15 protein-coding genes and 2 riboswitches are annotated in these 15,879 nt (G+C 48.4%); of the genes, 14 read left to right on the plus strand and 1 reads right to left on the minus strand.

Features of this window, described 5'->3' with window-relative positions:
- Nucleotides 1–73: 73 nt before the first annotated feature.
- Nucleotides 74–176: riboswitch (SAM riboswitch) on the minus strand.
- A 197-nt stretch (nt 177–373) separates the two neighbouring features.
- Nucleotides 374–488, plus strand: a riboswitch (SAM riboswitch).
- An 87-nt stretch (nt 489–575) separates the two neighbouring features.
- From QMA39_RS03165 to QMA39_RS03215, 11 genes are all read left to right on the plus strand, one after another.
- Nucleotides 576–1,304 carry a phosphoadenylyl-sulfate reductase gene (locus QMA39_RS03165; protein WP_281657974.1) on the plus strand — a complete coding sequence of 243 codons (729 nt, stop codon included), beginning with the start codon at nt 576–578 and terminating at the stop codon, nt 1,302–1,304.
- Nucleotides 1,305–1,318: 14 nt separating this feature from the next.
- Nucleotides 1,319–2,464 (plus strand): sulfate adenylyltransferase, encoded by a 1,146-nt coding sequence (gene sat / locus QMA39_RS03170; protein WP_281657975.1) that lies wholly within the window; start codon nt 1,319–1,321, stop codon nt 2,462–2,464.
- Nucleotides 2,465–2,469: 5 nt separating this feature from the next.
- On the plus strand, nt 2,470–3,078 hold the full coding sequence (cysC, locus tag QMA39_RS03175; protein WP_027954160.1) for an adenylyl-sulfate kinase: 609 nt from the start codon (nt 2,470–2,472) through the stop codon (nt 3,076–3,078).
- 2 nt (nt 3,079–3,080) lie between these two features.
- Nucleotides 3,081–3,857: a uroporphyrinogen-III C-methyltransferase gene (gene cobA, locus QMA39_RS03180; protein ID WP_281657976.1), complete on the plus strand. Its 777-nt coding sequence runs from the start codon at nt 3,081–3,083 to the stop codon at nt 3,855–3,857.
- 16 nt (nt 3,858–3,873) lie between these two features.
- The gene (locus QMA39_RS03185) at nt 3,874–4,617 is read left to right on the plus strand and encodes a sirohydrochlorin chelatase (protein WP_281657977.1); all 744 of its coding nucleotides are present in this window, start codon (nt 3,874–3,876) and stop codon (nt 4,615–4,617) included.
- Nucleotides 4,618–4,624: 7 nt separating this feature from the next.
- On the plus strand, nt 4,625–5,257 hold the full coding sequence (locus QMA39_RS03190) for an NAD(P)-dependent oxidoreductase (RefSeq protein ID WP_206932529.1): 633 nt from the start codon (nt 4,625–4,627) through the stop codon (nt 5,255–5,257).
- Nucleotides 5,232–6,053 carry a uroporphyrinogen-III synthase gene (locus QMA39_RS03195; RefSeq protein ID WP_281657978.1) on the plus strand — a complete coding sequence of 274 codons (822 nt, stop codon included), beginning with the start codon at nt 5,232–5,234 and terminating at the stop codon, nt 6,051–6,053. The genes QMA39_RS03190 and QMA39_RS03195 overlap by 26 nt, the downstream gene beginning before the upstream one ends.
- A gap of 17 nt (nt 6,054–6,070) precedes the next feature.
- Nucleotides 6,071–7,864, plus strand: a complete 1,794-nt coding sequence (locus tag QMA39_RS03200; protein ID WP_281657979.1) for an assimilatory sulfite reductase (NADPH) flavoprotein subunit — start codon at nt 6,071–6,073, stop codon at nt 7,862–7,864.
- Nucleotides 7,865–7,905: 41 nt separating this feature from the next.
- Nucleotides 7,906–9,624, plus strand: a complete 1,719-nt coding sequence (gene cysI / locus QMA39_RS03205; protein WP_281657980.1) for an assimilatory sulfite reductase (NADPH) hemoprotein subunit — start codon at nt 7,906–7,908, stop codon at nt 9,622–9,624.
- 69 nt (nt 9,625–9,693) lie between these two features.
- A complete protein-coding gene (locus QMA39_RS03210) occupies nt 9,694–10,137 on the plus strand; it encodes an Hsp20/alpha crystallin family protein (protein ID WP_027954166.1) in 444 nt (147 codons plus the stop codon).
- A 72-nt stretch (nt 10,138–10,209) separates the two neighbouring features.
- Nucleotides 10,210–10,569: a hypothetical protein gene (locus QMA39_RS03215; RefSeq protein WP_206932536.1), complete on the plus strand. Its 360-nt coding sequence runs from the start codon at nt 10,210–10,212 to the stop codon at nt 10,567–10,569.
- A gap of 59 nt (nt 10,570–10,628) precedes the next feature.
- Here the strand turns inward: QMA39_RS03215 and QMA39_RS03220 are convergent, their stop codons facing one another.
- On the minus strand, nt 10,629–11,897 hold the full coding sequence (locus QMA39_RS03220; protein WP_027954168.1) for an NCS2 family permease: 1,269 nt from the start codon (nt 11,895–11,897) through the stop codon (nt 10,629–10,631).
- Between the two features lie 228 nt (nt 11,898–12,125).
- Between QMA39_RS03220 and sdaAB the strand changes: the two genes are divergently transcribed.
- From sdaAB to recG, 3 genes are read left to right on the plus strand one after another with little or no spacing between them, the layout of a single operon-like run.
- Entirely contained in the window at nt 12,126–12,788 is a 663-nt protein-coding gene (gene sdaAB / locus QMA39_RS03225) for an L-serine ammonia-lyase, iron-sulfur-dependent subunit beta (protein WP_027954169.1), read from the plus strand.
- Between the two features lie 21 nt (nt 12,789–12,809).
- Nucleotides 12,810–13,694, plus strand: a complete 885-nt coding sequence (gene sdaAA / locus QMA39_RS03230) for an L-serine ammonia-lyase, iron-sulfur-dependent, subunit alpha (RefSeq protein ID WP_027954170.1) — start codon at nt 12,810–12,812, stop codon at nt 13,692–13,694.
- 5 nt (nt 13,695–13,699) lie between these two features.
- Nucleotides 13,700–15,736 carry an ATP-dependent DNA helicase RecG gene (gene recG, locus QMA39_RS03235; RefSeq protein ID WP_027954171.1) on the plus strand — a complete coding sequence of 679 codons (2,037 nt, stop codon included), beginning with the start codon at nt 13,700–13,702 and terminating at the stop codon, nt 15,734–15,736.
- Nucleotides 15,737–15,879: the final 143 nt, after the last annotated feature.

Below are 15,879 nucleotides of genomic sequence, written 5' to 3' on the forward strand. Positions count from 1 at the left end.
CATAAGATTACTTGGTTTTAACCATGAAGAGGCACAAAAAAACCTCTTCATCCAGAAGAGGTCAAGCTTCCTCTCCTTATCTTTCAGACCACCGTCTGCTGGAATGAGCACCTTTTCCTATGCGAGGTTGCTGCGGGATCATCAGACCAGTTTCCTCCCCCGGCTCTTTATAAGGATATATGTAGCCCGCTCCGAAAGCGGAATTCCTAAGTACATGAATAATATATTCAAAGCTAAAACATGGATGACTATTTGTCAATGGTTTACATTAAAATAAACAGAAAACTAGTAATATTTTAAATACATGTTGACATATCATTAAATCGGGTCTAATATTTGAATCAAATCTTTTGAACAATATCTGGAAACATTTTTCTTATCGAGAGAGGTGGAGGGACTGGCCCTTGGAAGCCTCGGCAACGGATCTGTCTTCATGAACAGAAACTGTGCCAATTCCAGCAGGTGATCAACACTTGGAAGGATAAGAAGAACGGTTGAATCATGTATGATGACTCTCCTTTCTTCTTACTATCAGAAGAAAGGTTTTTTTGTTGAAGATAAGAAAGGAGGAGCTTATGAATACGAGTGCACCGACATATGAAACATTCACCAGCGATCCTTTACACCATATGGACATTGATAATGGACACAAAGGGGCAGAGAGTGTGATTCGATGGGCTTACGGGCAATATGGAAAACAGCTCGTTTATGCGTGCAGCTTCGGTGCTGAAGCTATCGTACTGCTTGATTTCATTGCAAAGGCACAACCTGATGCCGACGTCGTTTTTCTGGACACCGGACTTCACTTCCAGGAAACCTATGATTTAATTGAAAAAGTGAAAAAGAGATATCCGGAGTTGAACATCCATATGAAAAAGCCGGAGTTGACGGTGGAAGAACAGGCAGAGGAATATGGTCCGGCTCTTTGGAAAAGGAACCCCGACCAATGCTGTGCCATCAGAAAAATCAAACCGCTGGAAGAAGCCCTGACAGGAGCAGCGGCCTGGATGTCAGGATTAAGAAGGGAACAATCTGCAAGCCGGAGTCATACGAATTTCGTAAACAAGGACGAACGCTTCCGGTCCATCAAGGTATGCCCCTTAATTCACTGGACATGGGAAGACGTCTGGTCATATATCCGACTAAATAGCTTGGATTACAATGAATTGCACGACCAGAGTTATCCAAGTGTCGGATGCATCCCCTGCACAGCGAAAGCGCTGGATGACGGCCGCTCAGGAAGATGGCAGGGATTCAATAAAACGGAGTGTGGACTCCACACGGCCGGAGATACGAAACAATAAAGGAGAGATAATCTATGTCCATTATTCAACCGCATGGCGGGCAGTTAATCAATCGTTTTACAGCACAGCCTGAAACACTTCCGGAACAAAGGATCGAACTTGATGCGATGGCGTTGAGTGATATCGATTTAATCGCTAATGGGGCGTACAGTCCACTTCAAGGGTTTTTAACAAAGGATGATTATGAGCACGTCGTTGAAAACCTTCGTTTGCAAGACGGCACTCCCTGGAGTCTTCCGATCACACTGCCTGTATCTGAAGAGCAGGCCCGTTCGTTACAAGGTCAAGCGGCACTTGTCAAAGATGGGACGATCTACGGTGTGATTGAAATCGAAGATATTTACAAGCCGGATAAACAGAAAGAAGCTGCAAAGGTTTACTTAACGACAGAAGACGCTCATCCAGGGGTCAGTAAACTTTACAAGCGCCCGGATTTTTATGTGGGTGGCAGAATTGAAGTATTCCATCGTCCGGAGCGGGAGCATTCAGACCATTACTACCTTGATCCCGAAGAGACAAGAGAACGATTCCAACAGGCCGGATGGGAAAAGGTTGTCGGTTTCCAAACGCGTAATCCTGTTCACCGTGCTCATGAATATATCCAAAAAGCGGCCCTGGAAAGTGTAGATGGACTATTTCTGAATCCGCTCGTAGGAGAAACGAAAAGCGATGATATCCCGAGTGATGTGCGCATGAGAAGCTATGAAGTACTCTTGGATGAATATTATCCAGAAAACCGGGTGACCCTGGCTGTCTTTAATGCGGCTATGCGCTATGCAGGCCCGCGGGAAGCCATCTTCCATGCGATTGTCCGGAAGAATTTCGGCTGCTCCCATTTCATAGTCGGGAGGGATCATGCAGGTGTCGGCGATTATTATGGTACATATGACGCCCAAAAAATCTTCAGTCACTTTGAAGAAGGGGAGCTGGAAATAACCCCCGTCTTTTTTGAACACAGTTTTTACTGCAAAGCCTGTGAAGCAATGGCTTCTCATAAAACCTGCCCTCACAGCAAGGAGCATCACGTAATTTTATCAGGGACAAAAGTGCGCGAGCTGCTTCGCAGCGGGCAGAAACCACCGAAAACGTTCAGCCGCCCAGAGGTTGTGGAAGTGCTGATTGAAGGCCTTAAACAACAGACAGCGGATGTAAAGGGGTGAATGGAATGGCGACGAATTTGACATGGCATGAAGCTGCCGTACAAAAAAAAGATTACCGCAGTAAAAACGGTCATTTCAGTGGTGTGCTCTGGTTCACCGGCCTCTCAGGGGCTGGTAAATCCAGCATTGCAAACCATTTGAACCGCCTGCTTTTTGAGCACGGCATCCAAACCTACCTGCTTGACGGGGATAACGTCCGTCATGGGTTGAATCAAGATCTTGGTTTTTCTGAAGCCGACCGTACAGAAAACATCCGCCGGATTGGTGAGGTATCCAAGTTGTTTACAGACAATGGGTCCATCGTTTTGACGGCTTTTATTTCTCCATACAGGCAGGACCGTGACCGGGTCCGCTCCCTTTTGGAAGAGGATGAGTTTATGGAAGTCTTCGTCGATTGTCCTGTAGAGGAATGTGAAAACAGGGATCCAAAAGGATTGTACAAAAAAGCGAGAGCTGGTGAAATCTCGGGATTCACAGGCGTGGATGCGCCTTATGAGGCACCGGTCAATCCGGAATGTATCGTGCAGTCCGGTCAACATTCCATCCAGGATTGTGCGGAACAGATTTTTCAACTTCTCATTGATAAAAAGTGGCTGAACGACAAGGAGGGATGAACGTGACCAAAGTATATATCGTAGGCGCAGGTCCTGGAGACATTGATTTGATTACTGTGAAAGGTCTTAAAGCTGTCCAGAAGGCTGATGTTGTCCTGTATGACAGACTGATCAACCAGGATCTGCTGGAGGAAACAAAAGAGGGAGCTGAGCTTGTTTTCTGCGGGAAAAGACCCGATCATCACGCACTTTCCCAATCAACCATCAATCACCTTCTTGTCAAATACGCCCTCCAAGGGAAAGTGGTCACACGCCTTAAAGGGGGCGATCCATTTGTGTTCGGCCGCGGCGGGGAAGAAGCAGAAGCTCTCGCGAAGAGATCGATTCCTTTTGAAATTGTTCCGGGAATTACGTCCGGTACAGCTGCACCTGCGTACGCCGGCATCCCTGTTACACACAGGGATTACAGCTCATCGGTCGCTTTCATATCCGGAGTCAGCAAACCAGGAACCGATGAAGAAGCGTACTGGGAGCGGGTCGTCAAAAGCATGGATACGCTGTGCATCTATATGGGTGTCAAAAGACTTCCGGAGATTTGTGATCGGCTGAAAAACTATGGACGATCTCCAGATACACCTATGGCCCTTATCCAGAACGGAACGATGAGCAGCCAGAAAATGGTAAAGGGTACGATCGATACGATTGTAGAAAAGAGCCGTTTTATCGAAAACCCTGCCATGATCGTTGTGGGGGAAGTGGTGGAACTGAGCAGCCACCTCCAATGGTTCGACCCGGCCGGTGAGGATGCCCGCGTATCTGCGGAAACGATCGTAGGGTAGGAAGAGGAGGGTGAGGATGGAAGCTGTCCTGTATGTAAGTCACGGAAGCAGAAGAAAAGCAGCCACCAGACAGGCAGAGGACTTTTTACACCGTACAGCCGGTGCACATGATCTGCCTTATGAAATTTGTTATTTGGAACTCGCTGAACCCGATATATCAGAAGGGGTGCGGCGCCTTGTGGAAAGGGGAGCATCCAACATCGTTGTACAGCCGGTTCTGCTTTTGAGTGCCGGTCATTATTACAAAGATATTCCTGAAGAGATTGACCAAATCTCCGTCCTTTACCCCGACCTGACGTTTTCCTATGGAGAGCCTCTGGGGGTGCAGCCATCGATTATAAAAGCGCTCGCCGAACGTTTACATGGAACGGATATACCGGTTCAAAAGGGAACGAATATCCTCTTGGTCGGAAGAGGAAGCCGTCACCCGGATACACCAGAAGCTGTCGAAAAGATTGCGAAGCTGCTGAAGGAGGAAATCAACTACTCTCACGTGGAGGTATGTTACCTCGCGGCTCTTTCCCCGCGTTTTCCAGAGGCTTTCCACCGGTCGACGGTGTCTTATGAGCACACCATTGTGCTGCCGTACCTTTGGTTCACAGGTGTATTGATGGAAGAGATTGAAGCGGAAGTCGCAAAAGCTGTCCAACTCGGGTTTTCAGCGGCGGCTGCCCATCATCTGGAGGATCATCAGGCCATGGAGCATGCGCTTCAGCTGAGGGTGAACGAAGCGCTCAATAAACTTACCAGAATGGAGTGACCGGCCTGTGAAACCTTTATCCATCGATTTACACAAAAAGAAGGTCGTTATTGTCGGAGGTGGCAGAGTAGCAGAGAAGCGTTTGAGATCTCTCTTGTCAGAGGGCCCGGAAATGACGGTGATCAGTCCTGAATTGACCGAAGCCCTTCGGCAGTTATGGGAGCAGGGGGTATTTGAGTGGAAGCAGAAGACTTATTTCCAAGGTGACGCTTCCGGTGCTTTTCTGCTCATAACGGCTGCTGATCAGCCTGAGGTTAATGAACAGGCAGCAGCTGAGTCAGGAGACGTTCCGCTGCTCAACCGTGCGGACAATGGAGGCGGCAATGTTCATTTTCCTGCCCATATGAAGAGAGGAAGACTCTCTGTATCTATCACAACGAACGGGGCCAGCCCTAAATTGACAGCGGAGATCAAACAGAGGTTTGAAGAGCAGTTTCCCGAGGATTACGGGAGTTACGTGGATTTTTTGTTCGCGTTGAGGAATGAACTTCGCCATGCCGGCTTTTCATCTGACCGGAGGCGTTTTTATCTGGAGGAGGGATTGAAAGAAGCCTGTCAATCCAGGGTTAATCAACAGTCATTGTTGGAGGAAATACATAAGGAGAAGGAGGCGGATGACTGTGAAAGGACTGGCCGGTAAAAAGATAGGTGTGGCAGCCGATCGGAGAGCGGATGAAATTGCCAGGCTGATTCGTAATATGGATGGCCGCTCCGCCGGTTTTCCCATTCAGGGCTCTCATCAATACAATCAGGAAACGGCACGAAGAGATGTGCTTCATTTTCTGAAGAAGAGATTTGGCTACGTCCTGTTAACGACAGGTATAGGAGCAAGAACATTGGAAGATGCAGCTGCAGGCATTGGTCACCGCCGTTCATTTATAAAGAAATTATCTGATGAAACCCTGCTCATCCGTGGTCAGAAAACCGCAGACTGGTTGAAAGAACAAAACCTTGCTTATGAATGGATGGCTGAAGACGGGACGATGGCAAAGCTGTTGTCCTATATGGAGAAAGATACCGGAAAATCTGGAAAAAGTGTGTATTTACAAGCCTATAATCTGGATGATGCTGCCTTAAAAGACAGTTTGGAGGAAATGGGATACGATGTTTATTTATCAAAGCCCTACTCATTCCTGCCACCGGATCCCGTTATTTTAGGAAGGCTGCGCAGCGAAATTACAAAGGGAAACCTTGATGCGGTCGTTTTCACCAGTAAAACCCAGGTAAAACAGCTGTTTTCGAAAGAGCAGCAGCCGGTCATCGACGCCTTTAACCGAAGTGTTCTCGCTACAGCTGTCGGAAAGGTAACGGCAGCCGCTTTGGAAGAGCAGGGGATTTCCTATGTCCTGCAGCCTGAAAAAGCGAAAATGGGCGCTATGATTGTAGCGTTGGAGCGTTATTACCGGGAGGGCGCGCACACGGCCGCTCATTTTTGACTATGGAGGTGACAGAATTGTCGTTACAAGTAATCAACAGTCCGTTTAATAAAGAGCAGACGGATTTACTGAACCAGCTGCTTCCAACATTGAATGAGCAGCAGAAAATCTGGCTCAGCGGCTATCTGGCCGCAGGGGCAGACAGTGGAAGTGGAGCAATACAGGAAACAGAAGCAGGAGCGCCGGCGGTGGAAACAAGACACGTCACCCTTTTATATGGATCACACACTGGGAACTGCCAGGCGCTTGCGGAAGAGTTTTCAGGCAGGTTGAAGGAAAACGGCCTGCAGGTTTCTGTCGAAGATATGGACCGATACAAACCGAAGTCCTTAAAAAAGGAAGAAGATCTATTGATCATTACCAGTACCCATGGAGACGGCGACCCTCCGGATAATGCGCTTTCCTTTTATGAATTTCTTTACAGCAAGCGTGCACCAAAACTGGATGACGTCCGCTACAGCGTGCTTGCCCTTGGGGACAGCTCGTACGAATTTTATTGTCAGACAGGTAAAGACTTTGATAAACGTTTGGAAGAGCTTGGAGCAGAACGGATCGTAGAACGTGTGGATTGTGACCTCGATTATGAAGATGAGGCGGAAGACTGGATCAATAAAATCATCAATTCTCTGGAAACAGCTGAAGAAGGTAAAAAGGTGCAGGCCGCTCTCAATCCGCCATCAGCCGGACCAGTGTATACGAAGAAAAATCCGTTTCCGGCGGAAGTGCTGGAAAATATCAACTTGAACGGCCGCGGTTCCAATAAAGAGACACGCCATCTAGAACTGGATCTGGAAGACTCCAACCTGGAATATGAGCCTGGGGACAGTCTTGGGATCTACCCGCTTAATGATGAGAAGCTGGTCGATCAATTAATTACTCTGATGCAGTGGGATCCTGAGCTTTCGGTTACCCTTAATAAAGACGGAGAGGTCCGTGCATTACGGGAAGCCCTGCTGTCCCACTTCGAGATCACTGTGCTTACTAAACCGCTGCTCGAAAAGCTGGGAGCCTTCACCAGTAATGAAAAACTGCAGGAAATCCTTGCATCCAAAGAGGCGCTTCAAACGTATATGGACGGTCGAGATCTTCTTGATGTTCTCACAGACTTTGGTCCATGGAACCTTGGAGCAGAAGAATTGGTGCAGCAACTTCGCAAAATCCCGCCTCGTCTGTACTCTATAGCGAGCAGCAGGAAAGCGAACCCGGACGAAGTTCACTTGACTATCGGCACTGTGCGGTATGAGAGTCACGGAAGGAACCGGCTTGGTGTTTGTTCAGGCCAGTGTGCAGAGCGGATGGAGCCTGGTGGAAACGTAGATGTATTTGTCCAGAAAAACTCCAATTTCAAGCTGCCGGAAGATGACTCTGCTCCTGTCGTTATGATCGGTGCTGGAACTGGAATCGCCCCATACCGTGCGTTCCTTGAAGAGAGAGAGGAGCTTGGATCTGAAGGAAATGCCTGGCTGTTCTTTGGAGAACAGCATTTCACGACGGATTTCCTTTACCAAACGGAATGGCAGCGCTGGCTCAAGGACGGCGTTTTATCCAGGATGGATGTCGCCTTTTCAAGGGATAACGAAGAAAAAGTCTATGTACAACACCGAATGATAGAGCGTAGCAGGGAGCTTTTTGAATGGATGGAAGCAGGGGCTCATCTCTATGTATGTGGGGATGAAAAGCATATGGCCAAAGATGTCCATCAGGCCCTCGTATCCATCGTTCAGAAAGAATCCGGAAGGACCGAGGAAGAAGCAGAAAGCTATGTGGCAGAACTTAGACAGCAGAAGCGCTACCAGAGAGACGTGTATTAACTATTATTGATATGGAAGCAACGGAAAGGAGAGGTCGAACCATGACAAAATCCGAACAACCCTCTCATCAGACACAGGGCCCTCCGGATGTAATGGAAAAAATCAAGGAGGACAGCCGTCTCCTGCGCGGGTCCCTTGTAGAGAGTTTTCAAGATCCTATTACAGCCAGCATCCCGGATGATCAAACAAAGCTATTGAAGTTTCATGGAAGCTATATGCAGGATGATCGTGATATCCGGAATGAACGAAAAAAGCAGAAGCTTGAACCTGCCTATCAATTTATGGTGCGTGTCAGGCTTCCGGGCGGTGTAGCCACCCCCGAACAATGGCTGACAATGGATGAGCTTTCGGACCAACATGGAAATGGAACATTGAAATTGACGACTAGGCAGACCTTTCAAATGCATGGCATATTGAAATGGAACATGAAAAAAAGCATCCAACGCATGGATCAAGCACTCATGGATTCCATTGCTGCCTGCGGAGATGTGAACCGGAATGTCATGTGTAATGTATACCCGGACCAGTCCAATGTTCATAAGGAAGTGTATGAGTGGTCGAAGAAAGTTAGTGAGCATCTTCTGCCTAGAACGAGGGCTTACCATGAGATCTGGCTGGACGAAGAGAAAGTGGCGGACGGCAGGGAAGAAGAACCGATATATGGTCCTGTATATCTCCCCCGGAAATTCAAAATCGGGGTGGCCGTGCCTCCTTCCAACGATGTAGATGTCTTTTCACAGGATCTGGGCTTCATAGCTGTTGTGGAAGATGATCAACTCGCCGGCTTCAATATTGCCGTCGGTGGGGGAATGGGGATGACCCATGGAGATGAGAATACGTATCCGCAGCTATCACGTGTTATCGGCTTCTGTCCAGCGGATAAAATTGTAGAAACGGCTGAAAAAGTAGTCACGATCCAGCGTGATTATGGGAACCGGTCCAATCGAAAAAACGCCCGGTTTAAATATACGGTTGACCGTCTGGGGTTGGATTGGATCCGTGAAGAACTTGAAAACCGACTCGGCTGGGAACTTGAAGAAGCCAGAGAATACCACTTCGACCATAATGGAGACCGCTATGGCTGGATTAAAGCCGCGGACGGCACCTGGCATCACACCTTTTTTATCCAAAACGGCCGGATTAAAGATGAAAAAGAATACCAGTTAAAGGCCGGACTAAGAAAAATTGCCGGTATACACGATGGCGACTTCAGGTTAACTCCGAACCAGAACGTGAGCATAGCAGGTGTGACAGATGCAAAAAAAGATGAGATATCAGCGGTCATCGATGAGTACGGACTGACCGATGGCAGGCAGAATTCAGCGCTGAGGAGAAATTCCATGGCGTGTGTCGCTCTTCCGACCTGTGGACTTGCGATGGCAGAGTCTGAGAGATACCTCCCGTCCCTCGTGGATAAACTGGAAGATATTCTAGATGAATACGGGCTCTCAGATGAAGAAATCATTATCCGGATGTCGGGCTGCCCCAACGGATGCTCCCGACCGGCTCTTGGTGAAATTGGATTCATTGGCAAAGCACCGGGGAAATACAACATGTATTTAGGGGCTGGATTTGCAGGAGATCGATTGAATAAAATCTATAAAGAAAACATCGGTGAAGAAGAAATTCTTCTCGAGTTAAGACAAATGTTTAAGGAATTTGCGCTTACCCGTTCAGAAGGTGAAAAGTTCGGGGATTTCGTCATTCGAGCCGGTTATGTGACGGCCGTTTCGTCAGGCACAGAGTTCCACACCTCCTAAACAGGTGTCACCTGCCGGCTGTCTCTGCATATCTTGTAGGGGAAACGACAGGCAGAGAGGTGTAGCAGCATGGATGATAAAAAGAGTCAGCTCCCCGGTTTTTTTGAGCATACGTTTCTGGATCTGGTTCGGGCCGTGGACTCGTTTTTTGATCAGTCCCTACAAGCGGTGGAACCATTATTCCAAGGAAGTTCATTTTCAGTTGACATCTATGAATCCAACGGAGAAATTGTAGTGGAGGCCGTTCTCCCGGATGTGCAGGAGAATCAAATCCGTATCGACCGTTCCGGCCGGCAGCTCCGCATTCTTATTGAACAACAGCAGATGCGCGAAGTGAACGATGAAGTTCGTGATTATTACAGACGAACGCATTTTTTGAAGAGTAGAGAACAAACCGTGGAACTGCCATTTGAAGCGGATACGAACAGCAGCCGGGCTGCTTTTCATAACGGTGTCTTAAAGGTTGTCTTTCAAAAGCGGGGGCCGCTGGAGTCCATTCCAATTGAAGACTGAAAGGGGAGGGAAGTGTCACCGCTTCTCTTCCCTTTTTTTATGACATATATATGAAGGGGAAGGGGGAAGGCTGTGTATCGATATTGGATTCCCTGCTGCTGGAGACCGGTCACTCCGATGTACCCAAGACCTGCACCTTCATATCCGGAGGTGGAGGCATCATTGTTCAGAGAATCCGCTATGACGATGGAGGACCTGATCAGAGAAGCAGAAGGACTGGTTGGAAAAATTCACAACGATGAGTCTTACGCCGAGCAGATCATGATGGCTGCCCAGCAATCCGATGATAAGAAAGTGGAGGGCCTGCTTGGTGAGTATATATCAAGTGCTTTTCAGACCACCTATAACCCTGACCGTTTGAAGATCACCCTTGGATCGTCCGGGAGTAGGGTGGACTGCTGCCGGCTTACGCTTATACTCCGCTGGAGATAAAAAAGCTTGAAGAGAACGAAACCTCGTTCTCTTCAAGCTTTTTTTAACTAAATGAATCATTAATGTCCAAGCGAGCGTACGATAAATTCAACGAGAAAGATCATGGCGATGAATACGACAGGGGTGGACAATTCCCGATGCCTGCCAAGGGCAAGCTTTACAATCGGGTAGGCAATAAAGCCGAAGGCCATTCCGTCAGCGATGGAATACGTGAAAGGAATCATCACGATAATTAAAAACGCCGGCATGGATTCAGAAAGCTGATCAAATGGAATTTCCTTGATGTTCTGAACCATAAGGGCTCCAACGATGATCAGGATCGGAGCGATAGCTGAAGATGGAACCATGGAAATCCATGGTATCAAAAACAGTGTGGCACCGAATAGAACGGCCATGGTCAGCGCCGATTTCCCTGACTTTCCTCCGGATGCAATGACAGCAGCACTCTCTGCGGAAGAAACCGTCGGAGATGTACCAAGGAATCCGGTGGATAAGGCGGAAAATGCCGTTGCCTGATAGGACCGTTTGAATTTGTCCTCCTGATTGAGCATGGAAAGCTGGCCGTGGATCAGCCCCATATTCTCGAAGATGAGAACGATCGCCAGCGGGAAAACCGCCATCCAGAAACCGAACCCGAAGATTCCGGAAAAGTCCGGCAGCATCAGAAAGCTCTGCTCCTGAATATCGATGCTTTTTCCACTTTCCCCGAGCAGACCCGTGAAGTGAGCCAGAACGGTCCCGGCAATCATCGTTACTAAGAAGTTGCCGGGGACGTTTCTTGAAAATAGAAAAATCCCGATAAATAAGGTGATGACACTGGTAATCACCATGGCAGATGACGGGTTGCCGAGCGTGATCAGGGAATGTTCCCCCTTGACAACGAGACCTCCCTTTTCAAGTCCGATCAGCGTCAGGAAAAGCCCGAGCCCGACGGTGATAGCATGCTTCAAAGAAGCGGGAATGGCATGTTTCAGCCAGTCACCGAGCTTTGTGAAAGCAGTGATCAGAAAAATGATGGAAGCCATCGTCACGACAGCGAGTCCTTCCTGAAAGGACATACCGGTTCCTTCGACAATCGAGTAGGCGAACAACGCATTGACACCCATCCCCGGGATGAGAACCATCGGTGCATTCGCATAAAAAGCCATGATCAAGCAGCCTAACGCGCTGGCGAGAATGGTAGCGACCATACCGCTCTCAAGCGGCAGTCCCGCACTCTCCAGAATCTGACTGTTGACGGCTACGATATATACCGTTGTGAAATAACCGATCAAACCTGCCAGTCCTTCTTTTTTCCAGCCCGCCTGTTGATGTTGCTGATTGAGCATTTCAATCCCTCATATGAAATTATCCCTCTCCCGCCCGGTTACCGAGTAACCCACAATCTACTATTCTACTCTCTCATAAGGAAACAATCAACCAGTCAAAATATGGAGGACACGAAAAGGAAGGAAGTATAAAGTGGAATGTGATAAGATGATAGAGGAATGTTAGAATGTAGTAAGCGTTTTCAACACTTACCTGTTCAGGTTTATATAGAAAGGAAAGGGATCTTAATGAAGTTTAGATCTGTGTTTGACATCATCGGACCTGTTATGATCGGGCCTTCCAGCTCGCATACTGCAGGAGCGGCCCGCATCGGGAGGGCTGCCCGCCATTTATTCGGAAGGGAGCCGAAGTATGCGCATATCCACCTCTACGGGTCATTCGCTAAAACCTACAAGGGGCATGGAACGGATGTAGCTATTATTGGTGGTCTCCTGGACTATGAAACCTATGATGAAAGGATAAGCACTTCCCTTGAAACAGCCAGAGCTTCGGGCATGAAAATCCGTTTTCACGAAGAGGATGCCCATACAGATCATCCAAACACCGCCCGTGTTAAGATCGGCGATGAAGACGGGGAACTGGAGCTTGTCGGCATATCCATTGGAGGAGGCAAAGCTGAAATTACGGAATTGAATGGCTTTGAACTCCGGTTATCGGGGAGCCACCCGGCTATCCTCCTTATTCATAATGACCGTTACGGGGCTATTGCATCAGCGACAGCGGTCCTTGCAAAAAATGAAATCAATATCGGCCGGATGGAAGTATCCAGAAAAGCCCAGGGTGAGCAGGCTTTGATGGTCATTGAGGTTGACCAGAATATTGATGATTCCATACTTAATGAATTGGAACGCGCAGACCACATTACTCAAGTGGCTAAAATCTCAGACTAGACATACAAAAGGAGTGTTCGCATGTTTCGCAATGTAGCAGAACTGATAGAGCTTGCTGAAAGTGAGCAGATACAAATTTCTGAAGTAATGATTCGTCAGGAAATGGAAGTGAAGCAGCTTTCCAGGGAAGAGGTCTTTGCCCATATGGAAAGGAATCTCGACGTCATGGAAAAAGCGGTGGAAGATGGCTTGAAAGGTGTGAAGTCTCACAGCGGACTTACCGGCGGGGATGCCGTACTCATACAGGATTACATGAAAAATCATACGCCTTTGTCCGGCCAGCTGCTGATGGACGCTGTCAGTAAGGCAGTGGCCACGAACGAAGTGAATGCGGCTATGGGCACCATCTGCGCCACGCCGACAGCCGGTAGTGCGGGGTGTGTGCCGGGTACTTTATTTGCCGTTAAAAACCAGCTGAACCCCACACGGGAGCAGATGGTCCGGTATTTGTTCACATCCGGGGCCTTCGGTTTCGTCGTAGCAAATAATGCATCGATATCAGGGGCTGCAGGTGGATGTCAGGCAGAAGTCGGATCTGCTGCTGGAATGGCTGCCGCGGCTATTGTGGAAATGGCAGGAGGTACGCCTTCCCAGTCTGCCGAAGCCATGGCGATTACTTTGAAAAATATGCTTGGATTAATCTGTGATCCTGTTGCCGGGCTTGTCGAAGTCCCGTGCGTGAAACGAAATGCCATGGGGGCCTCCAACGCTGTCGTGGCGGCAGATATGGCCCTTGCCGGTGTGAAGAGCAGAATTCCATGTGATGAAGTCATCGATGCCATGTATAAAGTAGGACAGCGGATGCCGTCAGCTTTCAGGGAAACTGCCCAGGGTGGACTGGCTGCGACACCGACCGGACGCGAACTCGAAGCAAAAGTGTACGGAATATCTTTAAAGAAAGAGTGAATGATGTGCTGCAGCAACCCATTAGTGAAATCAAAGGAGTTGGAGAAAAACTGCAGTCCCATTTAAATGAACTGGGACTGTTTACAGTGGAGGATCTTTTGTTTTATTTTCCACATCGTTATGATTCCTATGAAGTGAAGCCGTTGACGGAGCTGGATCATAATGAAAAAGCGACCATTGAAGGGGAGATTGTCTCCGAACCTGTCGTCAGCTATTACGGGCGGAAGAAATCAAGGCTGACCTTTACCCTGCAGGTGGAGCATTTTGCTGTGAAGGCAGTCATGTTCAACCGGGCCTTTGCGAAAAAGCAGCTGCAGCAGGGGGACACCGTTACAGTAACAGGAAAATGGGATCAGCAGCGTCTTCAAGTGACGGTTAGTCAATTCAAAAAAGGGGAGTCGAAAAGTCAGGCTCCCATCCAGCCTGTGTACACATTAAAGGAAGGGGTGAACATGAACACTCTCCGGAAAGTGATGACGGCTGCCTTCGGGGAGTATGGAGGATCGGTTAAGGAAATCCTTCCTGAGGATCTTGCTCTTGCTTATAAACTCCCGCCCCGCCGGGAAGCCCTGCAGCAGATGCATTATCCAGAAAACCGGGTGATGCTCAAACATGCCAAGCGCCGGTTCGTATATGAGGAGTTTTTAATTTTCCAGCTGAAAATGCAGCTGCTGCGTAAGCATAACCGTGAATCGACACAGGGCATTGTTCAAAGGTATGATAATCAGAAGCTGACCGGTTTTGTCCAGTCCCTGCCCTTTGAACTGACTGGGGCACAGAAGCGTTCGCTTGCGGAAATTTTGAAGGATATGAAACGTCCCCACCGTATGAACCGCCTTCTTCAGGGGGACGTAGGCTCAGGGAAAACCGCCGTTGCGGCGATTGCTCTCTATGCTTCCATCACCGCTGGCTACCAGGGGGCATTGATGGTTCCGACGGAAATTCTGGCGGAACAGCATTATCAGTCCTTGTCGGCCATGTTTGAAGGGCGGGCAAGAGTGGAGCTTCTGACAGGTTCTATTAAAGGGAAGAAACGCCAGGAAATCCTCGAAGCAGTCAAAGCGGAGGAGATTGATATTCTTGTAGGAACACATGCGCTCATTCAAGATGAAGTCCTATTCAGTCATCTCGGCTTTGTCATTGTAGATGAACAGCACCGCTTCGGTGTAGAACAGCGGCGTACCTTGAGGGACAAAGGTCTTTCTCCCGACGTATTGTTCATGACGGCCACACCTATCCCGCGGACGCTGGCCATTACGGCTTTTGGTGATATGGATGTCAGTGTCATTGATGAAATGCCGGCGGGGCGTAAGCCTGTAGAGACGTACTGGGTGAAAGGGGAAATGACCGACCGGGTCTTGAATTTCATCAAGAAGGAAATCGATCAGGGACACCAGGCTTACGTCATCTGCCCGCTTATTGAAGAATCTGATCAGCTGGATATTCAGAATGCCATTGATCTGTATCATCAGCTCAGCAGCGTTTTTGAGCCGGACATTTCTGTCGGGCTGATGCATGGACGACTTCATAATGATGAAAAAGAAGAAGTGATGAAGGAATTCGCTGATAATCATCTGAATATCCTGGTCTCCACTACGGTGGTTGAAGTGGGTGTGAACGTTCCCAATGCGACGATGATGGTGATCTATGATGCGCAGCGCTTCGGCCTTTCCCAGCTGCACCAGCTGCGGGGCAGGGTCGGACGTGGATCGGACCAGAGCTATTGTATTCTTCTTGCTGACCCGAAAGGGGATGTCGGTAAAGAACGCATGCGGATCATGACGGAGACGAACGATGGCTTCGAATTATCTGAGCAGGACTTGAAACTCCGGGGGCCGGGGGACTTCTTTGGAAAAAAACAGAGCGGATTACCTGAATTTAAAGTCGGGGATATGGTACACGATTACCGCGCGCTTGAAACAGCAAGAAAAGATGCAGCCGAAATGATTGAAGAAGACGTCCTGGATCAACATGAATCCTACAGTTCGTTGAAGGAAGTCGTCTATAAGGATAAGCAGATCATGGAAAATGTTCTGGATTGAGTGGAAAAGTACACGTCCTGACAAAAGGGCGTGTTTTTTCATTTCCTCTTTTCGCATGCATCCGTATTTTTTTAATGAATGGGTTTTCAATCCTTGCGTTATGGTTTCCGGTATTATATATTACTATTAGTACCTAGTCATAA

Source organism: Halobacillus sp. Cin3 (assembly GCF_947311855.1).
Taxonomy (GTDB): domain Bacteria; phylum Bacillota; class Bacilli; order Bacillales; family Halobacillaceae; genus Halobacillus; species Halobacillus kuroshimensis.

Excerpts from the sequence above, each read along its gene's own strand:
- cysC (WP_027954160.1), top strand. The coding sequence starts at position 2,470 with ATGGCGACGAATTTGACATGGCATGAAGCTGCCGTACAAAAAAAAGAT.
- QMA39_RS03165 (WP_281657974.1), top strand. The coding sequence starts at position 576 with ATGAATACGAGTGCACCGACATATGAAACATTCACCAGCGATCCTTTA.
- sat (WP_281657975.1), top strand. The coding sequence starts at position 1,319 with ATGTCCATTATTCAACCGCATGGCGGGCAGTTAATCAATCGTTTTACA.
- QMA39_RS03220 (WP_027954168.1), bottom strand. The coding sequence starts at position 11,897 with ATGCTCAATCAGCAACATCAACAGGCGGGCTGGAAAAAAGAAGGACTG.
- sdaAB (WP_027954169.1), top strand. The coding sequence starts at position 12,126 with ATGAAGTTTAGATCTGTGTTTGACATCATCGGACCTGTTATGATCGGG.
- QMA39_RS03210 (WP_027954166.1), top strand. The coding sequence starts at position 9,694 with ATGGATGATAAAAAGAGTCAGCTCCCCGGTTTTTTTGAGCATACGTTT.
- QMA39_RS03195 (WP_281657978.1), top strand. The coding sequence starts at position 5,232 with ATGACTGTGAAAGGACTGGCCGGTAAAAAGATAGGTGTGGCAGCCGAT.
- sdaAA (WP_027954170.1), top strand. The coding sequence starts at position 12,810 with ATGTTTCGCAATGTAGCAGAACTGATAGAGCTTGCTGAAAGTGAGCAG.
- QMA39_RS03185 (WP_281657977.1), top strand. The coding sequence starts at position 3,874 with ATGGAAGCTGTCCTGTATGTAAGTCACGGAAGCAGAAGAAAAGCAGCC.
- cysI (WP_281657980.1), top strand. The coding sequence starts at position 7,906 with ATGACAAAATCCGAACAACCCTCTCATCAGACACAGGGCCCTCCGGAT.